Genomic DNA, 25,533 nt, shown 5'->3' on the forward strand with positions numbered 1-25,533 from the left:
TCTTTTCTTTGACACTTTAGGGCTATCAGGGTATAACTACGCCCGATGAAACCAGCTGATATTCATAATCCCGCTCCGCTGCGCTTCGGGGATAAGGTCCTTTCAGGAGGCTGCGCACTGCCACTAACTCGTTATACTCGAAGTGGCACTAAACCGGGTATTGCACTGGTGATGGTGCTTTTGGTCCTGCTGGTTCTGATGTTCCTGGGCATACCGTTTGTCGCCTCGATGCTTCTTAAAGAGAAAACTAATAAGAATTCGCTGTTTTTGGCCAAGAGCCGCATTGCTGCGGTCAGCGCCCGCAATTATGCCATCGCTTCGCTCGTTCGTGGATGCCTGAGCGAGGAACGTAAGGATACGGCGCTTGACCCGTTCAATACCCCGGATTATGACGTCGGAGTCGAGTTTGCCTCGAGGGAGATGACTTATACCGATGTGGCTGACCCCAAGGGTGTTATCTGGTCCACCCGGGTAATCGATGAACAATCCAAGATTAATATCGGAGAAATCGCCAAGGCGGCTGAAAACCATCATACCTTGATGAATAACCTGATTTCCCAGATGAAGCCGGCCGACAAGCTGGATGATTACATTACCGAGCACAGTTACCGCGCCACGCCCTGGGTGGACGCGCAGATGTTGGGCGGATATATGCTATACCAGGATTATAAAGATATCATGCGCACGGCGCTTTACCTGAAGAATTCATATTGGTACAGCGAGACCGGCGTCCGGGTCCGGTTGACTGCCGGTAACAGGGAGTTTATCTCTACGGCCAGTTACCAGCCCTGCGGACAGGGGCTTTGCCTTGATGCTAATTCCATTAAGGTTGTTCCGCTGGAATACAGTCCGCATATACAACACCCGCATAAAAAGCCGCCTTTCCCTTTGAATCAAGAAATATGGCGGACCGTAGCGGCCGGAGGATACACCTGGCTTTACATTGACCGAAACGTGCCGCCAGAGTTCCTGACGCCGGATACTATTTTCGAGGTGGAACAGCCGCACGCGGTGAATATAAACACCGCACCCAAGGAATTGGTCACGGCCTTATTGTGGGAATTGGGCCGGCGGTATTATGACCCGATTTTTAGCAGGCAGGTTGACGAGCGCATCAGTCTGGGCCAGGCCCAGATGCTGGCCACAATGATAAAATCACGTGACTTCGCTAATCCAACCGACTGGCTGGGTTTCCTGCTCGATGTCAATGACAGCCGGATTATCACGGGGACGCACGTATCGGCCTTGTGGACTAATTCGCGCCATCCCCGGTCATCGGCTTTTTACGATATTATCGACGAGCGGTTTACCGGGACATTGCCGTTCTGCTACCGCAGTTATGATACCTATAATATTAAGTCCACCGGCGTGGTTAATTATCCTTCAGGGTTGGAAGCGGCTCGGACGGTATTCAATGATATTGTGGAAGTTGCTCCGGCCCAGACTGCTACATTCCTTCTTGAGTCGCAATACGATTTTGATGAACAGTTTAATATGTTGTTGGGTAACCCCAGGCGATTCAGCACATTTCCTAACGTATCTACTTTAAGGGTGGATAATTACATTGTCGGTTCGACTGAATACGTTGAGCCGGATTATTTGCGTTCAACCCAGCCGGAGATTGGGGAACTAAAGCTGAAGACGGCTGAAGATGACCGGGGAATAGACGTGATTTATAAGGATTCTTTTGAAGACACCCAGGAAGGGGAGCAGTTGGCCGGGACAGCTTTGACCTATCAGAGCGATGATACGTTTGTTTTTCCGCCGGACCCGGCGAATAAGCCGGATATTTATCCGGGCGGAATCGAGCTCTGGGTGAAATTTTCTGCCAGCCCGTCGGGGTATATCGCTGATATTCGCCAGAGCGAATACGAGAACCGGATAAGCATTTCTTACGAGAATAACGAGTTGATATTGACGGTTTGTGACGCGGGCATAGAGCGAAAATCGGCGCGGGTGGTGGCGCCGGTACAGTTGAGGGAAAATATCTGGTATCACATCGGCGCTTATTTTGAAGGCACCAAGCATTCCGGATTGGCTTTATTCCTGGACGGCAAACCGGTGGGCAGTTTTGCTCACTACGACGATATGGACCGGGCTATTATTACGGAGTTGATGGCTGATGTGCCGGATACGGTTACAGTCGCACCCGGGACTGACCTGATAATTCCGGTTAAGGATACCTCTTGTTTCCCGGGATCCGGTGTTATCCAGGTTGGAGAAGAAGCCATTGAATATTCCGAAATCGTCGGCGGCGGGTTCAAAGTCCCGGTTTTTTGGAATATGTCGAATACCCCTCCGACTCCGGTGGGGAACGGCCGGGGACAGCGCGGCACGGTGCTTATGGCGCATCCGGCCGGCGCTAAGGTAACGCCCTTTGGCTATTCTAACTTATTCGTCAGCAATGTTGATGTAACTGGTCCCGGTTTTCCTGCACCGGTCCGGATAGATTATCAGCCCCTGCCGAAAGGCGGCGCTACTTTAGTTGAAAGCATTCTTGACACCTTGCCGCAGACAACTATTAACTGGCCTTTAGGTATTGATGCGGCAGATACGGTTATTACCGTTACTTCGGTAACTAATTTTCCTAATGAGGGATACGTCAGGCTGGGCAATAATGAAGTTATTTTTTATTTAGGTAAGGATGACAACTCCAAAACGCTGTTGAATTGCCGACGCGGTTTGTTGGGCACTGTCGGCCGTGACCACAGCAGCGGCGAGGCCGTGGATATGTATTCCATAAAGGTCTCCGACAATACCGAATATCCGTCGCCGGGTATGATTCAGATTGACGACGAATGGATAGGGTTGGTCCAGAAAGGGGAAACGCCCGAATACTTTACAGGCGTGGTTAACGGTACTACTCCGGTTGATTTTATGAGAGGTGTCTACGGACAAAGGACGCCTCATATGTCCGGAGCCTTGATTATTCCGGTGCTGGCGGCTGATGAACCTACTTGCGGCAAGGGCGATGTGGTGACTATTGTCGAAGATGACCATGTGACTGACAGCAAAGAAATGAAAACCATCCGTAACGCAATGCGTTACAATGACGCGCAGACCGGAGAACCGAAATGTTTGCTGGCTTTTTTTGATAATCTTAGCAGGAATTATGATGTTGACGGAATAACAAGGATGCTTAAATTTCCTTCGGATGAACTGCCTTCTTACTTGCCGGGCAATTTTTATATCGGCGGGGATGAGGCAGGTGGGTCTATACTGGGAATGGTGGATGAATTAAAGTGCTACAGCGGGGACCAGATAAATCGCCCGCTTTCGGACACATTGTATTCCGATACGCACAATGACCGGATCAGGGTACTGAATCTTAATGGCATGTCACCTTCAGGCGGGGTTATCAAAATAGGGGATGAGATTATCGGGTATGGCGGTATCGATTACCTGGCCGGCGAAATTACCGGGTGCGTACGCGGATATCTCAATTCTACGCCGCAAACGCACGACTATCGGGAGAGGATATTCTATATTCCTTATTTGCCGGTGGCTGCATTAAAAAATAATCTTAGCCCGACTGATTTTTCCGTGCCGGTCAGTACTATGAATGGTTTTTCGACGGACGCGGCTTATTTGTTGGTTGGTAATGACTTCAGCCAATCGGAGATGATCGGGTATCTTTGGCGAGATACCGGTAATGGACAGTTTCTGATGCCTTCTGATCGGACCGGTACGGGAATGTTCCGGGGGGCATTTGGGACTCCGGTTGGTTCATTTATACAGGGGACGCTGGTTTACGCCATGCCGTTCCGTTACTGGCATTTGGAAAAACGCCAGGCGTTTCATCATGAAATGGCCTATTTCCATACGGCTCATTTTTCACGGGATGCCACATGGCAGAAGGTGCGCTGGACTGAGCGGCACGATCCGGCAGACGATGGGCTGGTCCAGTGGAGATTCTTAGTTCGGTTTGATAGCGGGCCGCACTGGGCCGATACGCCAACGAACCGCAAGGACGGTTTGTTTGAGTTCTTTTCACGGAATAGGGAGCAGGTTCTTAACATCGTTGCTAACCAGATAGAACTGCTGGCATTTGTCCAGTACCAGCCTGGCGCATTTCTTACGGATTCCTGGAAACGCGCCCCAGCTTTGACTAATCTATACATTGATTATTCTAAACCTTCAGATATTATTTCCCACCAGGAAGAATAATTCGGGTTGAGCGCAACAATAGACCGAAAATATATAAGGGCTTGGTAAGGTTTTTAGTTGACAAATCAACCAGTTTGTCATATACTATACACAAGATATATGAAAAGAACGTTTCAATTATTAATAGTGGTAATCATTGTTCTGGGCGGTTATATTGTTCTTGATTTTGTCCAGAGCAGGGCAGATGAGAAGCTTTTTCAGAAACAGTTGGAGACTTCAGTTACTGGACCTGCGATATCAAATGAAACTATAAACCGCGGTATTGCTAAAGAGATTCTTGTGAAGATGCCCTGGCCCAGTTTCGAAGGTACAAATGTCGGCAAGCCTGTTTCTCAGGCTGATGTTGTTGTCAAGTCACAGTTAAGGCTTAATGGCATAATTATTGAGCCGGGCCGCCCGGCTACGGCTTTTATTGAGGATCTGATTTCCAAGCAGTCTGGCTGGTATATCGAAAATGAGCGTTTGAACGAGTGGATTATTGTCAAGATAACAGAGGATGAAGTAACGCTTCGCAACAATGCCGGTGAAATTTCCCGATTGACTATAGAGCGCACTTGGGGAGCGGCCATAACCAATAGCGTGGTGGATTTGGTCAAAGGAGCTCAGAATATTGTTAATATGGCGTCGCCGGCTAATATGGCTGATATGGCCAAGATAATTGAGCCTATGCTTAAAAAGGATGTACCCATAGAGCAGCTTCGGCCTCAGATTCAGGCGATTATTAATACTTTACCGCGCAAGGTTATCGAAGATCAGCTTCAGACATTGGGGATTGCGCCTTCAGAGATACCGCCGGATACAAACCTGACCGATTATGCGATAAAATTACTGGCTATTGGGCGTAATGAACAGGTTACTATTAGTGGGGCAGTCGTTGATATGCTGTTTTCACTTCAGGTTAATAAGGACAATAGCCCAATGACGCCGACAAAGATATTACCGATTGGTAAATACCGGATTTATGCTTGTTTCCCCAATAAGGATGCGTTAAAAGGGATATCTAAAGCAATTATTCGTTGGAATAACCAGACATCGGGGGAAACAGTAAGCATGAAACTTCATTCACTTGATCCTAATGCGCCCAACAATTTTATCTGGTTGGAGGCGAAGGAAGGTTGGACCAGGGGTACCTACGAGGTGGAACTTTTCAGGGTTAATACAGCCGAAAAGGTGGCTAGCGGAATATATAGAGTGGAGTGAATTTATGAAATATAAGATTCTTGTCATGTGTTTATTGATGATGGCTCCGGTGTTTGCCCAAGAGCCTGCGACGCCTTCCACGCCCACAGGAGGTGTGGTAAAATATAATGGTCCGGTTAAGCTGAGTGAACTTCTTGGGTACATAGGGAACCGCGAGCAGAGGACCATTATTTATGCCGATGCGGCTATCCCGCAGGAAACCATATTTGTTATTACGCCCAAGGAAGGCATCTCTGTGGATAATTTCCTTAATATGATAGATACATTGCTTAGGTTGAAGAATGTAGTGGCTATTAGAACGGAAACCACGCTTAAGGTGATGAGGACAGGTGATGCCCGCGACATTACGCCGGTTAGGCCGCCTGCTGATATAGGGAGTCTGCCCGATACCGACCAGCTTATTACCCAAACTATCCCATTGAAGTATCTTGATGCCAATACGGCTAATCAGATAGTTCAGCAGATGAGGGGCAAGGATACTCAGAGTATTGCTTCGATGGATGGCAACAGTATTATTGTTGTCGATTATGCATCCAACATCAAGAGGTTTTACGAGATATTAAAACAGCTTGATATTGAGCAGACGCCCTATCTGAGCGAGGTAAGGATATTGAAGAACGCATCTTCCACCGCAGTCAAAACTGCGCTGGATAGTTATGTTCAGGGTACGGCGCAGTTCATTAAGCAAAAGGCCGGAGTGCCTCCGGCCCGTCCTTTTATCACGGTTGATGAACGTACCAGCACTATAATGATATTTGCCTTAGAGAAAGATATGCCACAGCTTTTAAAGCTGGTTGAAATGCTTGACAAGGAAGCGGCGCAGAAGGATACGTCGGTTTATATTTACAAGTTGGTCAATACCACAGCGGATGATATCGCGAAAATAGTTTTGGATGCTTACAGCAAACAACAGTTCCAACCGCCGGCCCGCCGGACTATGGAAATTATCAGCGTCACTGCAGAAAAGAGCACTAACTCACTGATTATTGTTGCTCCGCCTAGAATTTATGAAGAGATGGTTGAGTTGATAAAAAAACTAGATGTCCGTAAATTGCAGGTGAACATTGAGGCGGCTATTGGTGAGTTTTCTTACGACAAGATGCTGGAACTTGGTATCGAACTCGCCGCATTCAGCCAGCCGACTGTTGCGGGTACTAATGCGACGAATGTTAGTGGTGCGCCGCTTCCCGGTGTTATTGCCGGAACTACTTTTGGTTTGTCGCAAATAAAGCCGGATGGGGGAAAAGTACCTATTCCGCCGACATATGGTGGTTTGACAATGGGTTTATGGGCCGGGAAACAAGACAGCATTCCTTTTTTGCTCAGGGCGGCTAAAACAGATGGAGACGTTAATGTCAAGGCCGCGCCTTCTATTGTGGTTAATGATAATTCAGAGGCAACGATTACTATCGGGGAAAAGATTCCTTATGATACGAAAACAGTCGGGCCGGATGGTACGGTTACTGGCATTACTTTCGGCGGATATCTGGAAGCAGCTATTAAGCTTAAGATAATTCCTCATATCAGCGAGGATGATTATCTGCGGCTTGAAATAGACCAGACAGTTGATGAATTTATGGAAACATCGTATTCAGATACAAGGCCGGGTACGACCTCGCGTTCGGCCAAGACCATGGTGACTATTCCGAATAAGAATACAGTTGCTATCGGCGGGATGAAGAAAGAGTATAAAACTTACACTGTGTCCAAGGTTCCTTTTTTAGGTGATATACCGATATTTGGGTTTTTCTTTAGCAAGACCAAGGAGGTTGTGCGGGAGAAATACCTGTGGATATTCATCAAGCCGGAGATTATAAAGAATTTTCAGGATTTGATTGAGAAGACCAAGCAGGATCAGAAAACGCTGGAAGGTGTTCAGAATAATAAAGAGGGTATTAAGGATAAGGACTACATAGAAACACCTGTTAATAAATAAGTTCTGTTGAAATAAAATGTGCTTATAGAGCGTTATATAAGAAGAGGAGATTTTGTGATGGTGGAGTTTATAGTGTTAAAATATAAACGAAATGCTTGACAATTATGTATGGGAGAGTATTTTGCCATATAAAAATAGGGGAAGTTAGTATATAGGCATCAAATTTTAACTCGGAAAGGAGTTAAGATATGAAAAATTGGCAATGGTTGGTGTTGATTAGTGTCCCATTTTTTGCATTTATACTTGCAGGTTGTCCTTGGGCTGGTGAGGATGATTACGAAACAGGCGCCAGCGGAGTTATTTCAGGAGTTGTGGGTGGAGTCGGTTCTTGGGAATTGATAGCGCCTTGGCTCAGTCCGGGCGGAAGAAACCAGCCTCCGGTGGGAACGCCTCTGGTTGCGGCCCGTGAACAGCATACTATGGTATGGACATGGCCCGGTACTCCTAGATTTATTATCTGGGGTGGTCGTGGCGTAGGCGGTTATTTGACTTCTGGCGCATTGTGGAGACAAAGTACCAGGGTTTGGTCTGCTACACCGGCCGTATTTACCGGCGGTTGGTATGGCGGTGGTTTGCCTCCCCGAACCGGACATACCGCCGTTTGGGATGGACAGGAAAAGATTGTTTTTGGCGGTCAGGGTTCAGACGGTACCATATATAACAGTGGGGCAATGTATGACCCGGCCGGTGCGACCTGGATATATATGAGTCCTCCTTCCTCGGTCTATACCAGAATCGGACATACTGCTAATTGGAACGGTACCAGGATGCTCGTATTCGGTGGATATGGTAGTGCTTCCTATTCCTATTACTGGTGGTGGACGTATACTCCGGCCACATTCTTAGCTAGCTTGCAGATATTTAATCCGACGCTTAATACCTGGACTAATGGTTCAACCAGTGGCGAGGCAACACCGCGTTGGAATCATACGTCAATCTGGACAGGCACAGAACTTATTGTTTGGGGCGGTTCGTCCGCTTCTTATCTTAATAACGGCCGCAGATATAATTTTTCTACAGACAGTTGGAGTGAAATGACTCTTAGCCGTGCACCTTCGGCGCGAGAAAACCATACAGCGGTGTTTACCGGGAACGGCACCAATGCTTGGAATAATAAGATGATTATCTGGGGCGGAGGCAGTCCGCGGCCTACGAACTCTGGTGGTATCTATGATATTGCGCTTGATCAATGGTTGCCGGTAACAGATGGTATCACGGCACCGATATCTAGGACAAATCATACGGCGTTATGGACTAATCCTGGTGTTGATGATGATACCATTAGATTTAAGAGAATGATTGTTTGGGGCGGGACTGATACGGATGGTAACCAGTTGAACTCGGGAGGCATTTATGACCCGTTGACTAATACTTGGCAGGCAACGCAACAGAGTGCCAATCCTCCTCCGGTTAGAAGGCGTCATACGGCAGTCTGGACCGGGACTCAAATGGTAATATTTGGGGGTTATAACGGTGAGGATTATCTTAGTGATGCTTGGATATATACTCCGCCGGCAAGATAATTTATTAGAAAGTGTGATGATATGCGTGACAAGGTAGAAGCAGTACTTAATAAGATTCGTCCTATGCTGGTTGCGGATGGCGGTAATATAGAGCTCGTGGACGTTAAGGACGGGGAAGTTTCTGTAAGATTAACCGGGGCATGTGGTTGTTGCCCGATGTCTCAGATGACCTTAAAGATGAGTGTGGAAGAAGCACTCAAAAAAGAAATTCCTCAGATTAAGAAAGTCAAGGCAGTCTAGCCGGTAAATAACTTGAGAGAACAATTCTGGCGTAGAATTCCTGTACCTAAGACACTTCTTTTTTATCTAGAGTATATATTAACTCGGGTAATTTTCTGTCTGTTGCTTGCGTTGCCGTTGCAACTGGCCAGGGTGTTGATAACTAGTTTTATTTATGTGTTATCAGCTTTTGCTAAGCGGCAGATTGCCGTTATGATTGATAATCTCCATTTTGCCGGAATCAACATCAAGCCGATTTCGGTATTAAGTCATTTCGCAGAAACTATTCTTGATTTAGCTCGATCAATGCGCCTGATCCGGAGAGCAACATTTCAAAAGTATTTTTCGTTTGAGAATGAAGCGGTTTTGGGAAAAGCTGTTAATTCTAATAATGGTGTGATATTAGTTTCCGGTCATTTAGGTAACTGGGAGATGGGGGTGGCGGCATTAGCGTTGGCGGGGTATTCCGTTAATCTTGTAGCTTTTAAGCAAATAAACCCATATCTTGATGGACTGATTAACCACTACCGGGTTAAATATGGCGTTAAGGTGATGTATTCCAAAGGGGCTATTAGCCGATGTGTCGAAGTACTGAATAAGCATGAAATTGTAGTGATGCTCATAGATCAAACCGGAAGAGATGACGGTGTTATGGTTGATTTCTTCGGACGGACGGTTCCGGCTATGTGGGGTCCGGCTAACCTGGCGCTTAAAACTGCTTCGCCTATAATTCCATTTGCTTGCGTCAAAAGCAAACCTAATGAGATGCGATATTTGATAACCTTTTTGCCGGAGGTCCAGTGCCAGCGGACTGGAGATAAAGATCGGGATATCCAACTTATAACTCAGTTCTACATTAAGAATCTCGAGTTTTTAATCAGGAAATATCCCGAACAATGGATATGGTTTCATCGAAGATGGAAACAGTACATACCCGCAGAAAACAAGCAAAATTCTTGACATTGTATACACAAACCGATAATATCCAAAATAGTATTATTATAACCAATAAAAGGAGTGTGTTATGACTAAAAGAATAGGCCTTATTGTTCTGGTGGGTTTTCTGGGTATTTTGGGGTCGGGATGCATTTCGAGCAAATATCGCTCTCAGATAAAAGAGTTGCAGCGCCAGAATGAAGAACTGGAGCTGAGGAATGCCAAACTAGAATCATACTACAAAGAATTAAACCAGAGAAATGAACTCTTGGCAAAAAAACTTCAGGAAACTGAGAACGACGAAGAGTATTATGCCCAACCGGTCAAAAATGTTGACACCGTGCTTATTCGCAAGCTTGAATCTAAGGGACTTGAAGTAATTGATCGTGAAGGTAATCCGGCAATTATTGGGACGGGCCTTTTCAATCCCGGCTCGGCCACAATTTCAGCTGATGGTAAAGATAAGCTGGATAAGATATTAAAAGTTATCAAAGAGGAAACCCCAGCTGCGACTATATCTATAGACGGATACACCGATGATCAGCCTGTTAAAGAATCAAAATATAAGACTAATGAGAAGCTTTCGTTGGTTCGGGCTGAGGCGGTTAAAACATACTTTGTTGAGCATAAGATATCCGAAAAACGCATTTCCACCCGCGGTTTAGGTGCGGTTAATCCAATAGCAGATAACAAAACTCCAGAAGGTAAGCAAAAAAACAGGCGTGTAGAAATCGTATTGTTGGTAAATAAATAGACCAAAACTGCGGTTTCGGCTAACCTTAGATGTCCTAGAATCTCTGTACGAAGAGAGGAATTTAAAATGAAGCCTAGCGAAATAAGAAATGTTTCTTTTATCGGCCATGGCGACGGTGGTAAGACTTCTTTGGTGGAGGCGATGCTCCATAAAGCTGGTGCTACCAACCGTTTGGGTGATGTTGGTGAAGGCTCGGCCGTATGCGATTTTGAACCGGACGAAAAAGAACGTAAGAACTCTTTGGATTGCGGCATCGTTTACTGCAATTGGAAGGGGTTACTGTTTAATTTGATTGATACTCCAGGCTACCCGGACTTTATTGGAGAGGCGATTTCGGGGCTTAGCGCTTCAGACATGTCTTTTCTGGCTATTAATGCTTCATCGGGGGTGATGGTGAATACCCGGAAAATGTGGGAACAGGCCGTAAAGAAAGAGATGCCCAGGGCTATTGTCATTAACAAAATGGATATGGAGAATATTAAATTCGATGAGTTAATGGCATCTATTCAGGAAAGTTTCGGCGATCGATGTATGCCGGTATTCCTGCCTTTAACAGATTCTGGTATCGGTGGCGGTTCAGCCATGAAAAGGATTATCAGTATTACTGATGAGCGCCCGAAAGATATTAAGGATGTGGCTACTTACTACGAGAAATTATTAGAGGCAGTGGTAGAGATAGATGATGCCTTGCTTAATAAATACTTGGATGGCAAGGAAGTAACTGAATCTGAATTCCAGGCTGCTTTTAAGGAATCCATACTTAAAGCCAAAGTGATTCCGGTTCTGGTAACATCTTACCGCAGAAATCTTGGAATCCAGGAGTTTTTGGATTTTGTGGCAAAATATGTGCCGTCTCCGGCCGATATGCCGTCTAAAACTGCGTTGGATCAGGCCGGTAAGGATGTTAAAGTTGAGGCTAACGAGGCAGGCCCGTTGGTTGGGTTTGTCTTTAAGGTTATCAGCGACCCGTTTGTCGGGAAGATTACTTATATCCGTTTATATTCGGGCACTATTACTGCGGACAGTTCAATTTATAACGCGCGGACAAAGAAAAGCGAGCGCTATGGTAAGATATTTAAGGTATTTGGCAAGGAGCAGCGGTCAGTTGATAAAGCTATTGCCGGCGATATCATAATAATACCTAAGCTCGAGGATTCGCAGATATGCGATACTCTCTGCCAGCAGAATAACCTGGTCAAAATGCCGGATATAAAATTCCCGACCCCGATGGTGTCGCTGTCGGTTGAACCCAAATCGAAAGGTGATGAACAAAGATTGAGTACTTCCTTAGCTAAAATGGTAGCCTCGGATCCGGCTTTCAAGGTTGTGCGTGATCATCAAACGAGTGAAATGGTTATCACCGGTATGAGCAACCTGCATCTGGATATTATCATGGGGCGGCTCAAACGCAAATTTGATGTCCAAATTAATACCAAGCAGCCCAAGATCCCTTACAAAGAGACGATAGCTCAGCCGTCTGAAGGTCATCATAAGCATAAAAAGCAATCCGGTGGCCGGGGACAATATGGCGAAGTATATCTTAAATTAGAGCCGCTTACCCGCGGGGCCGGATTTGAGTTCGCTAACGAGTTATTTGGCGGTTCCGTGCCATCGCAATATGTTCCGGCCGTGGAAAAAGGAATTAAAGAGGTCCTCGAACGAGGTGTTATTGCCGGTTATCACGTGGTGGATGTGAAAGTGACTATATTTGATGGTTCCTACCACGATGTTGACTCATCTGAAGCTTCATTTAAAATCGCCGGCTCCAAGGCATTCAAGACGGGATTCATGGCGGCTAAACCGTCTCTTCTAGAGCCGATAGTTAATATCGAAATAACGGTGCCGTCCAAATATATGGGCGATATCACGGGCGATTTGAACTCCCGCCGCGGCCGGATTACTGGTATGGATACAGTCTCCGGACAGCAGGTCATAAAAGCCACTGTTCCACTGGGGGAAATAGCAAGTTATTCCACCGAACTTCGTTCAATCACGGCCGGAGAGGGGCATTACTCTATAGAGTTTTCCCATTACGACCTGGTGCCTTTCAAGATTCAGGAAGCAATTATCGCGAAGAACAAACCCAAGGAAGAAAAAGAAGACGAATAAATTACGCATATTCATTGGGGCGTGATTAATCCCAGCCTGATGCGTAATGCCACATACCTTTATTGAATTATGCTCAACGGATTGTTTAACCCCTCGTCAATAGCGGTTATTGGCGCCTCACGCCATAAGGGTAAACTCGGGCATACCACGCTTTATAATATTATTAAAAGCGGCTACAAGGGTAAAATATTCCCGGTTAATCAAAGCGCTCGTTCGGTGCTGGGTCTGAAATGCTATCCGGATATTTTAAGTATAAAAGAGGCGGTTGATTTGCTGGTATTTGTTATTCCGGCGCCATTTGTCCTGGCTAATTTCCAGGCTGTGGTTAAAGCCGGCAAGCGGATAAAGGCGGCCGTAATTATTACGGCTGGATTTAAGGAGACCGGACCTGAAGGCGCGGCTTGGGAAAGCGAGATTGCCAAGCTTGCAAAGAAACATAATATCAGCGTGATTGGGCCGAACTGCATCGGGATGATTGATACTCATACGCCGCTTAATGCGACATTCTCAACTACTGCCAAGATACCGCCGCGCGGAAAAATATCTTTCTTTTCCCAGTCCGGCGCTCTTTCCATGGCAATTCTGGACTGGGCCATAAAAGAGAAAATAGGAATTTCCAAACTGATTTCCTTGGGTAATAAAGTCGATGTCGATGAAGCCGATCTGATAGAATATTTAGCCAAAGACAAAAACACATCGGTGATACTGGCGTATTTAGAGGGTATTCGCGACGGCCGGAGATTTATGGATGTAGCCCGGCGGGTCAGCCGTCAAAAACCGATACTGATACTTAAGGGCGGCACCACCGCGGCTGGCGCTCGGGCGGTTTCATCGCACACCGGCTCTTTAGCCGGGAAGGACATTGCTTATCAGTGCGCCTTTAGGCAGAGCGGCGTTATCAGGGCAAACAATATCGCCGAGATGTTTGATATTGCTAAAGCGCTGGCTAATAAATCGTTGCCTTTGTTAAAAGGTCCGCGCATTGCGATTATAACTAATTCCGGAGGTCCGGCCGTGCTGGCCGCGGACAGGATAGAAAAGTCAGGGCAGACTGATGGGTTGAAGATGGCTTATTTTACCGAGGCAACCATAAATAAGCTGCGTGAAACTCTGCCCAAAGGCGCTGGTATTTACAACCCGGTTGATGTCATTGCCGATGCCAATATGGCCCGTTACAAAATAGCGCTTCAGGTAGCGGTGGATGATAAGAACGTGGACGGCATACTGGTTATTTATACTCCGGCCACAAAGGAACAGCCGGATTTTATAGCGTCTGCTACGATTGATGTATACAAAAAGTCGCCCAAGCCGATAATTACCAGTTTTATGGGCGGCGAGATTGCCGGTAAAGGGGTGCGCGCGTTGGAGATTGCCGGATTGCCGCACTATTCCGCCCCTGAGGATGCTATCGCTGTTTTCGAGGGGGTCTTTAAGTATCAGATGATGAAGGCGTCAACAGCGCTGGCGGCTCAATCAAAAGTGCAGGTTATGCGCAAGCCTTCGGTCAAGCAGATTCTGGCCCGCTATAATGAAGGTGAAAATATTTCTCTGGAAGATTCGATGAATATCCTGGATGCTTACGGTATTCATATTCCGCAATCAATCCTTGCCGGGTCGCTGGCCGAAGCCCAGAAGGCGGCGGAAAAAGTCGGTTATCCCGTCGCCCTGAAGATTGTTTCTCCGGAAATCAGCCATAAAACCGATGTCGGCGGGGTGCGCTTGAACATATATACCCAGGCGGACCTTAATAAGGCATATCAGGATATCATTGATAAAGCCCGGATGATGAGCGGAGTTCACATCAAGGGGGTTATCGTCCAACAAATGATTCTTGGTGGGAAAGAGATTATTATCGGCGTCAATAAAGACCCGCAATTCGGGCATCTGGTGATGTTTGGGCTTGGCGGTATATACGTCGAAGTATTGAAGGACGTGTCGTTCAGGCTGGCGCCGCTGTCGCTTCAGGATGTTGATGCTATGATACGTGAAATACGTTCATACCAGCTCCTATCCGGCATCAGGGGTGAAGAGCCTTCGGATATAAACGCCATTAGGGACGTGTTGTTGAAGATTTCTCAATTGGTCACAGATTTCCCTGAAATAACGGAACTGGATATCAACCCGTTCAAGGTGTTTGCCAAGGGCGGGGTTGCTCTGGATACCAGATTTAGAATATAATTACTGATTCAGAATTATGGAGGTGCTATGAAGACGCTATTTATTACTTCAGCTGCCGATGCGGCCGGCAAGAATATGCTTATGCTTGGCCTGGGCAGCCAGATGCAGCAGGACAAATATCGAGTCGGGTTTTTTAAGCCTATCGGGAACAAGCCGATACGCCACGAACGCATCCTGACGGATGAGGACATCGTTTTCTTTCACCAATCCTTGGGGCTTAATGAATCCGTCAATAATCTATGCCCGCTAGTGCTGAGCGACGAGATTACCGAGGAGGTTATCAGCGGCAAGTCTATGCCTCAGCCGGTTATGGACTTGAACGGGAAAATCGCGAAGTTGATGGAGCGGATATCACAGGACAAGGATGTAATGTTGGTGAAGGGCCTGGGCAGATTCTATCGCGGCGCTATGTTTGGCTTGACCGAGTCTAATTTGATCAAGGATTTTAACTGGAAAACTATTCTGGTTGATGGGTATCGGGCCGGCCGGTTGGCTTTGCCGATTGATACCCTGGACGGATTCATTACCGCCAAGAAGTTGTTCGGAAACCTGCTCATCGGCGTGGTAATAAATAACGTGCCGGATTCCCAGCTGGACTACTTGAAGAAAAAGGTTGTGCCTTACCTGCGCGATAGGCATCAAATAGATGTGCTGGGCATAATACCGCAGACGGATGCCCTTAGGGCCGTTTCGGTCAAGGAACTGTGCCAGGCATTGGGCGGTGAAATCATCTGCGCCAAGGATAAAGAGGATACGCTGGTCGAACGGTTCTGCATGAGCACTATGAACGTCGAAAATGACCTGCGCTATTTCAGGCAGGAAAAATGCAAGGCGGTTGTCTGCAGCGGCGACCGGACCGATATCCACCTGGCCGCGCTGGAAACGCCGACTCAGTGCCTGGTCCTGACCGGACGTCTTTACCCGGCAGATATTATTCTTTCCAAGGCCGAAGAACAGGGCGTTCCGGTGATAGTCGTCCGGGATGATACGCTCAAGACCATGGGCAAGATCGACCGGCTTTCCAAGCATCTGGGGGTGTTTACGCCTTCAAAGGTCAACGCCGCCATCAAGATAGTCAAACAGCACGTTAATATCAAAGCCATATACAAGAGGATATAACTCTATATGGATTTACTATTCGGCACGGCCGGGGTGCCCAGGAGCAGTCAGGCATCTGATACGCTGTCCGGAATGGAGCGAATCAAAGAGCTTGGCCTGGGATTTATGGAGCTCGAGTTCGTCCAGGGCGTCCGGATGGGCAAGGAAACGGCGCAGAAGGTCGCCTTGAAAAGGGCAGAGCTGGGCATAGAGCTGACGGTGCACGGGCCGTATTTCATCAACCTGAATGCCAAGGAAGAGGCCAAGATAGAGGCCAGCAAGAAAAGAATCTACGACAGCGCCTATATCGGCGCGCTCTGCGGCGCCCAAAGCGTTACCTTTCACGCCGGTTTCTATCTGGGCGATTCGCCCAAGCAGGCCTATAGCAAGATAAAGAAGAATCTGGCGGATGTGGTTAAGCAACTGTGGAAAGATAAGATAAACATCAGGCTTTCGCCCGAGCTTACCGGCAAGCCCAGCCAATTCGGTTCGTTAGAGGAGCTGTTGGAACTTTCCCGCGAGATAGAAGGCATCAGCCCGTGCATAGATTTCTCGCATCATCACGCCCGGAGCGGGGGAGCTAATAATACTTACCAGGAGTTTGCGTCAGCGCTGGATAAGGTTCAGAAAATGCTAGGTTCTAGCGCATTAAAGCAGATGCATTTCCATACATCGGGAATCAAGTATTCAGCCAAGGGGGAGTTGAAGCACCTTGACCTGCCGGATTCTGATATGAACTATAAGGATTTACTCAAGGCGCTTAAGGATTATCAGGCCGGCGGTTTCCTGGTCTGCGAAAGCCCGAACCTGGAAACAGATGCACTGTTGATGCGGGACTTTTATAATAGTTTATAAATACCTTTCATTTACCACGAAACCGCGAAAATATAAAATCGCAAAAAAATACTCCTGATTTAAAATCGAGGTGCCGCAGCCTATCCCGCCTTTAGCGGGGCTCTAACTGGCACTAAGGCGCGTATTTGGCGCACGGGTCGCTGTATGGACCCTGTCCGGCCGCGCCCACCCCGGCTACCCGGAACCAGAATTTGCCTCCGCTGGCCAGCCCGGTGATGGTGGCGGATGATTCAGTCACATTCGTTTTATGCTTCCAACTGGTAGGCACATTGGCGTCTGTGGTTATCTCAACCACGTAACTCCGGGCGCCGCGTACCGGTTTCCAGTTAAGGTCAATCTCGCCGTCATTATAGCCGGCTTTGGCGGATAACTTCTTCGGCGCTTGTAGTTCCCCAATCGGAGCGGCGATATGCCTGATATTCATTCCGGCCGAGGATATTTTCTGGTCATCGCCGACTGATTCATTTTCAACGTAAAGCGATTCTAACATTAACGAACGGTCCAGTTCCTTTTCATCATTAGTCATCAAATCAGTCGCGGCCTTGGCCTGAGCGCGCTTAGATAATGCGTCATTATAAGATGTGCGCAAGGCGGTTGTTTTGGCCGTAATATCGGCCAGTGCCGGATTAGGCGTGGTGAAATTCGCATTGCCGGTCATCGCAGTGACAATCCGGGTAGCCAATGCAATCTTATCAGGAATTGGCATGCCCTTGAGACCTAACTTAACTTTTCCCATAGTTACGCCTTTTTTTCTTAGAGTCTGTTAATCCATACAGCGTTATGGCGCCGAAGCGCCATGGTCCCGAAAGCATTCGGGGCCACTTCCCACAACTTCATAGATTATTAATCTTACATAACATCAAACTGCTCCAATGTCTCATAGGACTGCTCCAATCCTATGTCAAATTATTATAATTGCTCATAGGACTGCTCTAATCCTATGACAAATCACTCCAACATCTCACAGGATTGTTCAAATCCCTCAAGGGATTACTATAATCCCTCGCAGGATTACCACAATCCCTTGAAGGACTACTATAATCCTTTATCGGATTGCTATAATCCCTCATAGGATTGCTAAAATCCTTCAAAGAATCACCATAATTATGTGAATATTATACCATCAGCCAAAGGCTGATCCGCCTCAGGTGGAAAGTACCGTTACTTTGTCAACTCCATTAGATGTTTTATCTAGCATATTTTTAACTATCTTACCAGTTTTATTCATCAACGGATAACATAGTCATCCAGCGGGGTCAATAATTGAGTGTTGAATATCTATAATTAGTGTCTCGTTAGTAGGTAGGTGCGGCAGGCAGGTTCCCAGAAATCTAAATTGTGAAGTACCCCTATCTTATTATTTTTTTGATGCGGCTTACAGGCCAATATATTTTGCAGGTCTTCCCAATAATCTTTTCTTTTGGGATGGGGCCGTATTGGCGGCTGTCTTTGCTATTAGTTAAATTGTCGCCAATAACAAAATAGGTATTATTAGGAACCAGGTAAGGACCATAAGGCTCGGTATTTATTTGCTCTTCAAGCTGAGGGTATTCTTTGAATAATTTACCGTTGACATAAGCTTTATTGCCTTTGACTTCAACGGTTTGGCTACCGTTGGCAATTATGCGTCTGATAAGTACCTTTTGGGGATCTTCCGGTGATTCAAACGTAATAATGTCGCCGGGTTCAGGATTGGAAAACCTATAAGTCAGTTTTTCTACAATAATCCTGTCTTTCTCCATAATTGCCGGCTCCATTCCTTTTGTTGGAATGCGATATGTAACCAAAAGACTGGTAAGTAAGACATAAATAAAAACTTTATATAATAGCAAAAGAACTAAGAAGGTTATCAGTGTTTTCTTTGGTTCTTTTTGCGGTCTTTGCGCAGAAACAAAAGCATCGTAACAAACTATAAGACGGTATAATAATGCTAGAAGTAATGATACCCACCTATGTTGAAATGTAATTTCATCAAGAAGAGCAAAGCCAATAATAAAAATAATGCCTTTTACCCATCTTTTACAATAAAGCTGGCCTACGCCCGGGAGTATATAAGAAAGAAAAACCGCCAACCAGGTGTTTTTCTGCGGCTGGTCGGCCGGAATGTCAGGCGGCAAGGAGGCGTTGTGATTGCGGACCAGTTTATGCGCATTAAATAAATTCCAAATAGCCAATAAGACAGATAGCGTAAAAAAAAGGGCCGCCCAATGGAAAACTATCATTGGGCTGACCATCGAGTAAAATAAAGCAACTAACAATGAAAGATAGACAAACAGGATAGTTATTCCAATGGAGTTTCTTTTGGCGTATAGTTGGCCTGTGCCCGGTAAAATCCATGATAAACATACCGCCAGCCAGGGGTTTTTTACTTTTGCATTTTTCATATTTTCTTTTTTGTTCGGGGAGACTAAGACCGCTACAACTTTCCTTTCGCCTATCTTCCTCAAATTCCGGTGACACCATATGAGCGCCACTCAATTCACTCGCTCTAATCACGACGGAATAGTCGGGATAACGTGCCAGTAATTCATTTCGTTCAAACTGGCACTAACCGTCGCTGGCGGAGAATATGAGCCATATTAGTTGCCTTCCAAGCTTATAATAGGGTAGTATACTTTCAGGTTTGGTCAATATAATATAATATGTATATTGTAGTATTCGTTACCGTTCCATCAGCTAAGATAGCCGGCGTTATTGCCACCGCCGTAGTCCAGGCCAAGTTAGCCGCCTGCGTTAATATCATTCTGTCCATAAGGTCGGTATATAAATGGAAGGGCAAGCTTTGCCGGGATAAGGAAGCGCTTATGGTCATCAAAACTAAAAAGACCTTGTTCCCTAAATTAGCCGATAAAATAAGGGTTATGCACCCGTATCAGGTCCCGGAAATAATAGGGTTGCCCATAATCGCTGGTAATAAGCCTTATTTGAAATGGCTGAATGCCGCTGTTAAGACGCGATAATTGTTTTATTCTTGACAAATGAGAATTTATAGGCTATATTAACGCTAGGAGGATATGAAAATATGAGAAATTATGCATTGCTTGTACTGGTATTGGCATGTTTTATTTTTGTGCTGCCTTGGGAACAGAATAGCGAAGCCTGGTGTCCAAACCCGCCCAAGACTATGGGCAGTGAAGCCGCGCCGCCGTCTGTTAACCCAACGCCTGTCCTGGTTTCTCGTCCGGCTCTGAGCATAGGTTTGATGCCGCGCATCCAGGCGATGAGAACGCCGGTTGGGCCGACTTTGGACGGTGTGGCTGAGACTTGGGAGGTTTGGTGGACTCTCAACCGCGATAAATTCTTCAGCTTCAAGCAGCCGATCGAATGGGTCAGCATCAAGAAGACCGACGGCGGTACCACCTCAATAACCAAACATCCGATATACGAAGAACTTCTTAAACTCTTAAGGACCGCTTTAACCGAGAAGGATCAGACCGTTGCCTGGAACGCGGCGCTGGCTTTGGGCCGGAGCGGCGAACCAACGGTTTTGCCGGATTTACAGAAAGCGTTCAAGGAGAATAAGCAGATCCTGGTCAAGGACTACTCCATCCTGGGGCAGGGCTGGCTTAGAAGCAACGAAGCCCTGGAAATGTTGAAATCAGTCGCGCTCGATAATAAGGAACAGGAAGTCCTGCGCAGTCATGCGGTAGCGGCTTTGGGATACCTGTCCGACCCGGCCGTATTCGGGATACTGAAAAGCATTATTGAAGACAAGGAAAACAAGAAATTCACGGACCTGCGAGCCGCTGCGGCGATAGCCATGGGTTTTACCAAGGATAAGGACGCGGTAACCACGCTGGCTGGTTTGCTCAATAGCGCCGAGAAGGTGAATCCTAAAATCCGCAGTTATGCGGCTATGGGCCTGGGCCGAATCGGCAATGAAGGTGCTTTCAATGAACTTAAGAAGGTTATGGCCGATCGTGACAACAGTGTCAGGGTATCCGCAGCCATCGCTTTGGGTATGATGAGTGTCGGCCCGGTTGGTTCAGCCAATGAGCCGAAAAAGATTCAGGATGAGCTGATCAGCCTTCTGAAAGACAAGCAGGGTATTATCCGCGGTCTGGCGGCCATATCACTGGCTCAGATCACGGTTAAAAATAAGGAAGTAATGGATACAAAAACCATCGTTCCGGCTCTATCCAAGGCTTTGAAGGATACCAAAACCGCCGATGGCGACGGCTTGATTGTCCTGGCCATGGGCATCCTCGGTGACGAATCATACAAGGCCGAATTCAAGAGCATAATGGAGGACCGTAAGAAGCGCCAGCTTCTCAAGGCGGCCGTAGTTATGGCTACTGGCTTGATGAAAGATAAAAGCCAGGCGCCGACCTTTATCGCTATGCTTAAGAAACAGTCCGATGACCCAATTATGTCTCCGTATCTGATAATGTCGTTAGGCATGATCGGCGACGAAAAAGCACTCGAAGCCATCGAACCGATTTGGGCCAAGGTCGATAAAAATGTCACTTCATTAGCCTATACCAATATGGCTGTGGCCATGTCCATGCTGGGCAAGAGAAGCGAAATCGTTGCTCAATTAATCCAACATACCAAGAGCAATAATGATGCGCTTAAGCAGTATGCTTGCCACACGCTGGGTATGCTGGGCGACCGGGATTCGGCCAAGACTTTCGTGGAAAATTACAACAGCGAGAAGAGCGATACCAATAAAGCGTTTATCATCACCGGTATCGGATTTCTGATGGAAAAGGCGTCTTCACCTATAGTAGCTGAGTGGACAGGTAATAATAACACCGAGATCTCGACGTTGATTATCGACCATTTATTGCCATTGCCCACCTGGTAAAGGAGGGTCTAATGAAGCGATTTCAAATCCTGGTTAGTGTTGGTGCAATTGTCCTGGCCATTCTATTCCTGACCGACAGCTTTATCTTCGGCTCCTGCCCGGGTTCGATGTTTTTCCGGCGCTCGCAAGCCAATCCTGAACCGGCCCAACCTAATAACGATACTACTGAGACTAAGAAGGAAGAGCCTAAAAAGACGCCCGAGGTGGCCGCCGAGCCCAAGAAGGAAGAGCCTAAACAAGAATCCTCGACTGAAGCCACGCCGACTGCCATCAGCGCCGTCCGGCCGCCTTTAGGCAGCGGATTACAGCCGCGCATCACCAGCCTGCGCACCTTAGCCAACTCCGATGGCCAGATTATGACTCTGGCCGGCATGGTCGAACCCTGGGAGGTATGGTGGACGCTTAACCGCGACAAATTCCTCAACTTCAGACAGCCGATTACGTGGGTTACTGTCAAGGAGTCGGAGGGCAGCAGGTCAGTCATCATACTGCCCATATACAAGGAACTTTTAGAAATATTAAAATCAGCCCTTAACGAAAGGGATTATACCCTGGTTTGGAATGCCGCCCTGGCTTTGGGCCGTTGCGGCGACCCCGAGGCGATACCTTTACTTCAGAAGGCGTTTAACGATACCGAGCACCCGCTGGTCAAGAATTATACACTGGTTAGCCTGGGTTGGATAAGAGACCCGTCTGCGGTGGATTTCCTTGCCGGCAAGCTTACTGACAAGAAAACACAGGAAATCGTCCGGAGCCACGCCGCGGTCGGCCTGGCCTATATCAACGAGCCGGGTTCGCTCAAGGCTCTGAATGAAACCATCAACGAAAAGGAATACCGCAAACAGGCAGACGTTGTTTGCGCCGCCGCCTACGCGTTGGGATTGCTTAAGGATAATTCTGCCGTCAAGACTCTGGCTGCTTACCTGAGCGGCGAGCTGAAATCAGATACCCGCATCCGTTCCTACGCGGCTTTGGCCCTGGGACACATCGGCTCCAAGGATGCCTTCCAGGAGCTGAAGAAGTCCGCCGGCGATAAGGACAGGGGAGTGCGCACATCAGTGGCCATTGCCCTGGGTTTGATGGAAGAACCCAAGGCCAAGGATGAGCTGCTTAATATGCTTCAGGACAAGGACGAGGTCATCCGGGGCATGGCGGCCCTGGCCCTGGCCGAGTCAACCCTGAAATATCCCGATAAGGCGCACAGCCAGAAGATGGTGTCAGACAACATTCTTAAATGCTTTGGTAATTGCAAGCGCGATGGACAGGGCTTGACCATAATTGCCCTGGGCATCCTGGGTGAATCTAAGATAAAACCGGAATTGCGCAAAATGCTCGAGGAAAAGCGGAAACCGCGCGCCGTCAAGGGCGCGGCCATAATGGCTTATGGTCTGCTGAAAGACAAGGAAGCCGTGCCGTTGCTGATGGATCTGCTTAAGACCACACCCGACGACCCGATACTGGCGCCTTATGCCATACTGGCCCTGGGCATGATCGGCGACGAAAAGGCCGTGGCATCAATCCAACCGCTCTGGGACCGGGTCGACAAAAACGTCAGCGCTGTGGCCTATTCCAATATGGCCGTATCGCTGTCCATGCTCGGCAAACGCAAGGAAGTGCTGGATCAACTGGTCAAGCATTCGGTCAAAGGGCAGAGCGACACCTTGAGACAATATTCATTGCATACGCTCGGCCTGCTGGCTGACAAGGAAGCGGCCCAGGCCTTTGTGGAGGCCTATAAAGAAGGCGATACCAACGCCAAGGCCAACGCCGTGGTTGGCATCGGACTGCTTATGGAAAAGAACTCCATACCGCTGGTGACCCAATGGCTGGCCGACAATAATACCGACATATTTACCTGGATAATCGACCATCTTCTGCCGATTCCGACGTGGTGATAAGTATTTTTAATGAAATGGTTCCGATATTGGCTGTTCCTGCTTGTCCTGGGACTTTACCCGCCTGATGCCTCGGCGCACCACGCCGGGCTTACCGGCATCCAGAAGGAACTAATTGCCGCCAACGCGCATCTGCCGCATACCAGCCTCAACGCTATTTATAAGGATTACAGCCTTTTCGTGACTATTCTGGACCGGGCGCCGGATACGGTTGACCTGATGTTATATCTTGAGGACAATCTTAAGCGCCCGATATTCGGCAAGAGGGCGGTGGTCATCGAGGATGCGGACGGCAAGCCGGTCTTCAGCAGTTTTCTGGAGCCTGACGATACCGGCATCTTTTACCTGCGGTATTCGTATGACCGTCCGCTCAAAGGACGGCTCAAGGTGTCTTATGAACCGGTTGGTGGTTCAGGCACTCCGGCCCAATGGCTCCAGACCGATATCCAGCTCGGTTCGCCGGCGCCGAGCATAACTTTCCTGATAGTGATTGGTCTGGTCTTGCTGGCAACCATAGTGGCAGTTAAGATGAGACGCGGAGAAATAACCTGATGAATATCTTAGGTAACCGGCTAAAGCGGATGATTATCAGTCCTTATCTGATATTTATCTTCCAGCTTGTCTTTGTTGGATTCCTGCTTCTGATTATCATCAGCGGACTGTTCGGCAACGTTTATCGTAACATCAATACCTGGCTGACCGGACTGGGCTGGATGGTCTTCATCACTCTGATGATACTCGTCAGCGGCAAGAGCTGGTGCCTGGTCTGTCCCTGGAACACTATGGCCCTCTGGCTCCGGCGGCTGAGATTATGGGGAGTCTCGGCCCAGGTCTTTTCGCTCAACCTTAAATGGTTCAGCCCGCTGCGCAATATCTGGATAGCCTCGATATTGCTCGGCGCCATCATCGGGCTGGAGTATGTCTTCAATATGACCGACAGCCCGCGCCTGACCGCCTACATCGCCCTGATAATCCTGATAGCGACCGTTATCTCGGCCTTGCTGTTAGAGCGCCAGTCGTTCTGCCGCTATGTCTGCCCGGTCGGCGCCGTGTCCGGCGTTTACAGTATGCTGGCTCCGCTGGAACTGCGCAGCGCCGACAAGGATGTTTGCCAAAAATGTGCTACCAAGGACTGCATCAAGGGTAATGCCCGCGGCTATGCCTGCCCGGTCTTTGAATATCCGGGCAATATGGATACCAGCCTTTATTGCATCCTCTGCACCGAGTGCATCCGGACCTGTCCCAACAATAATATCGCCGTCAATGTCCGTTCGCCATTCAGCGAGCTGTCCGGCCTGAGCCGGAACGCGGAATTCCCGCTGGCCCGCAATCGGAGCGAAATATGGATGATTGTCCTGCTCCTGTCAATGACGCTCTTCGGAGCCGTGTCGCTCAGCCCGCGCTACCAGGCCATCACCGTGCAGATGGGGCAGTGGCTCGGTTTTAACGTGGGCATATCGCTGATATTCAGCCTGAGCGTTCTCCTGGGCATCATACTATTTATCATTGCCAACTACGGATTCCGGCGTGGCGTTTACGCCGTCATTCCGTTGACCTTGTTCTTCCATCTGGCCAATACCATGAAGCTGGTCGACCTTAGGGCATCCGAGATAGTGGCGCTGATATCCGACCCCTTTGGTCTGCGCTGGAACCTCTTCGGTACGGCCGGGCATCTGCCCGCACCGCTAATGGCGCCGGCCACGCTCTGGTCAATCAACACCGCATTGATAGGGCTGGGCATAGTTGCCACTCTCTGGCTGGCATTGAGGATGCGCATAAAAGTGCCCGGTATCCTGGTTCTGCTGATATTTGCTTTAATTGCTGGATATTTCCATTGGATTTTACTATGAATAGAA

At 47.8% G+C, this 25,533-nt stretch carries 18 protein-coding genes; 16 read left to right on the top strand and 2 right to left on the bottom strand.

Annotated elements, in window-relative coordinates; all coding sequences use genetic code 11:
* The first annotated feature begins 45 nt into the window (after positions 1-45).
* The 11 genes from WC980_09180 to WC980_09230 all read left to right on the top strand — a co-directional run bounded on the left by WC980_09180 (position 46) and on the right by WC980_09230 (position 16,975).
* A complete protein-coding gene (locus WC980_09180) occupies positions 46-4,167 on the top strand; it encodes a hypothetical protein (protein ID MFA5795217.1) in 4,122 nt (1,373 codons plus the stop codon).
* A gap of 99 nt (positions 4,168-4,266) precedes the next feature.
* A complete protein-coding gene (locus WC980_09185) occupies positions 4,267-5,367 on the top strand; it encodes a hypothetical protein (GenBank protein MFA5795218.1) in 1,101 nt (366 codons plus the stop codon).
* A gap of 4 nt (positions 5,368-5,371) precedes the next feature.
* Entirely contained in the window at positions 5,372-7,303 is a 1,932-nt protein-coding gene (locus tag WC980_09190; protein MFA5795219.1) for a secretin N-terminal domain-containing protein, read from the top strand.
* A gap of 188 nt (positions 7,304-7,491) precedes the next feature.
* Positions 7,492-8,826, top strand: a complete 1,335-nt coding sequence (locus WC980_09195) for a kelch repeat-containing protein (protein ID MFA5795220.1) — start codon at positions 7,492-7,494, stop codon at positions 8,824-8,826.
* A gap of 21 nt (positions 8,827-8,847) precedes the next feature.
* On the top strand, positions 8,848-9,066 hold the full coding sequence (locus tag WC980_09200; GenBank protein MFA5795221.1) for a NifU family protein: 219 nt from the start codon (positions 8,848-8,850) through the stop codon (positions 9,064-9,066).
* A gap of 12 nt (positions 9,067-9,078) precedes the next feature.
* The gene (locus tag WC980_09205; protein MFA5795222.1) at positions 9,079-10,005 is read left to right on the top strand and encodes a lysophospholipid acyltransferase family protein; all 927 of its coding nucleotides are present in this window, start codon (positions 9,079-9,081) and stop codon (positions 10,003-10,005) included.
* A 64-nt stretch (positions 10,006-10,069) separates the two neighbouring features.
* Entirely contained in the window at positions 10,070-10,735 is a 666-nt protein-coding gene (locus tag WC980_09210; GenBank protein ID MFA5795223.1) for an OmpA family protein, read from the top strand.
* Positions 10,736-10,801: 66 nt separating this feature from the next.
* A complete protein-coding gene (gene fusA / locus WC980_09215; protein MFA5795224.1) occupies positions 10,802-12,844 on the top strand; it encodes an elongation factor G in 2,043 nt (680 codons plus the stop codon).
* 69 nt (positions 12,845-12,913) lie between these two features.
* A complete protein-coding gene (locus WC980_09220) occupies positions 12,914-15,022 on the top strand; it encodes an acetate--CoA ligase family protein (GenBank protein ID MFA5795225.1) in 2,109 nt (702 codons plus the stop codon).
* A 27-nt stretch (positions 15,023-15,049) separates the two neighbouring features.
* Positions 15,050-16,141, top strand: a complete 1,092-nt coding sequence (locus WC980_09225; protein MFA5795226.1) for a phosphotransacetylase family protein — start codon at positions 15,050-15,052, stop codon at positions 16,139-16,141.
* 6 nt (positions 16,142-16,147) lie between these two features.
* On the top strand, positions 16,148-16,975 hold the full coding sequence (locus WC980_09230) for a TIM barrel protein (GenBank protein ID MFA5795227.1): 828 nt from the start codon (positions 16,148-16,150) through the stop codon (positions 16,973-16,975).
* A gap of 112 nt (positions 16,976-17,087) precedes the next feature.
* On the opposite strand, the gene WC980_09235 is transcribed toward WC980_09230, so the two are convergent.
* Both WC980_09235 and lepB read right to left on the bottom strand, forming a co-directional pair.
* A complete protein-coding gene (locus WC980_09235; protein ID MFA5795228.1) occupies positions 17,088-17,711 on the bottom strand; it encodes a fibronectin type III domain-containing protein in 624 nt (207 codons plus the stop codon).
* A gap of 613 nt (positions 17,712-18,324) precedes the next feature.
* Positions 18,325-19,359: a signal peptidase I gene (lepB, locus tag WC980_09240; protein ID MFA5795229.1), complete on the bottom strand. Its 1,035-nt coding sequence runs from the start codon at positions 19,357-19,359 to the stop codon at positions 18,325-18,327.
* A gap of 258 nt (positions 19,360-19,617) precedes the next feature.
* On the opposite strand from lepB, the gene cutA reads away from it, so the two are divergent.
* The 5 genes from cutA to WC980_09265 all read left to right on the top strand — a co-directional run bounded on the left by cutA (position 19,618) and on the right by WC980_09265 (position 25,527).
* A complete protein-coding gene (gene cutA / locus WC980_09245) occupies positions 19,618-19,935 on the top strand; it encodes a divalent-cation tolerance protein CutA (protein ID MFA5795230.1) in 318 nt (105 codons plus the stop codon).
* Positions 19,936-19,997: 62 nt separating this feature from the next.
* Positions 19,998-21,782 carry a HEAT repeat domain-containing protein gene (locus WC980_09250; GenBank protein MFA5795231.1) on the top strand — a complete coding sequence of 595 codons (1,785 nt, stop codon included), beginning with the start codon at positions 19,998-20,000 and terminating at the stop codon, positions 21,780-21,782.
* 11 nt (positions 21,783-21,793) lie between these two features.
* Positions 21,794-23,677: a HEAT repeat domain-containing protein gene (locus tag WC980_09255; GenBank protein MFA5795232.1), complete on the top strand. Its 1,884-nt coding sequence runs from the start codon at positions 21,794-21,796 to the stop codon at positions 23,675-23,677.
* Positions 23,678-23,689: 12 nt separating this feature from the next.
* Positions 23,690-24,229: a hypothetical protein gene (locus tag WC980_09260; GenBank protein ID MFA5795233.1), complete on the top strand. Its 540-nt coding sequence runs from the start codon at positions 23,690-23,692 to the stop codon at positions 24,227-24,229.
* The gene (locus tag WC980_09265) at positions 24,229-25,527 is read left to right on the top strand and encodes a 4Fe-4S binding protein (GenBank protein ID MFA5795234.1); all 1,299 of its coding nucleotides are present in this window, start codon (positions 24,229-24,231) and stop codon (positions 25,525-25,527) included. Before WC980_09260 ends, WC980_09265 begins: the two co-directional genes overlap by 1 nt.
* Positions 25,528-25,533: the final 6 nt, after the last annotated feature.

The sequence above is a fragment of the Candidatus Brocadiia bacterium genome, assembly GCA_041658285.1.
Classification (GTDB): Bacteria; Planctomycetota; MHYJ01; order JACQXL01; family JACQXL01; genus JBBAAP01.

Coding starts and splice junctions, on each gene's coding strand:
- WC980_09180 (MFA5795217.1), top strand. CDS start 46: ATGAAACCAGCTGATATTCATAATCCCGCTCCGCTGCGCTTCGGGGAT.
- WC980_09185 (MFA5795218.1), top strand. CDS start 4,267: ATGAAAAGAACGTTTCAATTATTAATAGTGGTAATCATTGTTCTGGGC.
- WC980_09190 (MFA5795219.1), top strand. CDS start 5,372: ATGAAATATAAGATTCTTGTCATGTGTTTATTGATGATGGCTCCGGTG.
- WC980_09195 (MFA5795220.1), top strand. CDS start 7,492: ATGAAAAATTGGCAATGGTTGGTGTTGATTAGTGTCCCATTTTTTGCA.
- WC980_09200 (MFA5795221.1), top strand. CDS start 8,848: ATGCGTGACAAGGTAGAAGCAGTACTTAATAAGATTCGTCCTATGCTG.
- WC980_09210 (MFA5795223.1), top strand. CDS start 10,070: ATGACTAAAAGAATAGGCCTTATTGTTCTGGTGGGTTTTCTGGGTATT.
- fusA (MFA5795224.1), top strand. CDS start 10,802: ATGAAGCCTAGCGAAATAAGAAATGTTTCTTTTATCGGCCATGGCGAC.
- WC980_09220 (MFA5795225.1), top strand. CDS start 12,914: ATGCTCAACGGATTGTTTAACCCCTCGTCAATAGCGGTTATTGGCGCC.
- WC980_09225 (MFA5795226.1), top strand. CDS start 15,050: ATGAAGACGCTATTTATTACTTCAGCTGCCGATGCGGCCGGCAAGAAT.
- WC980_09230 (MFA5795227.1), top strand. CDS start 16,148: ATGGATTTACTATTCGGCACGGCCGGGGTGCCCAGGAGCAGTCAGGCA.
- WC980_09235 (MFA5795228.1), bottom strand. CDS start 17,711: ATGGGAAAAGTTAAGTTAGGTCTCAAGGGCATGCCAATTCCTGATAAG.
- lepB (MFA5795229.1), bottom strand. CDS start 19,359: ATGAAAAATGCAAAAGTAAAAAACCCCTGGCTGGCGGTATGTTTATCA.
- cutA (MFA5795230.1), top strand. CDS start 19,618: ATGTATATTGTAGTATTCGTTACCGTTCCATCAGCTAAGATAGCCGGC.
- WC980_09250 (MFA5795231.1), top strand. CDS start 19,998: ATGAGAAATTATGCATTGCTTGTACTGGTATTGGCATGTTTTATTTTT.
- WC980_09255 (MFA5795232.1), top strand. CDS start 21,794: ATGAAGCGATTTCAAATCCTGGTTAGTGTTGGTGCAATTGTCCTGGCC.
- WC980_09260 (MFA5795233.1), top strand. CDS start 23,690: ATGAAATGGTTCCGATATTGGCTGTTCCTGCTTGTCCTGGGACTTTAC.
- WC980_09265 (MFA5795234.1), top strand. CDS start 24,229: ATGAATATCTTAGGTAACCGGCTAAAGCGGATGATTATCAGTCCTTAT.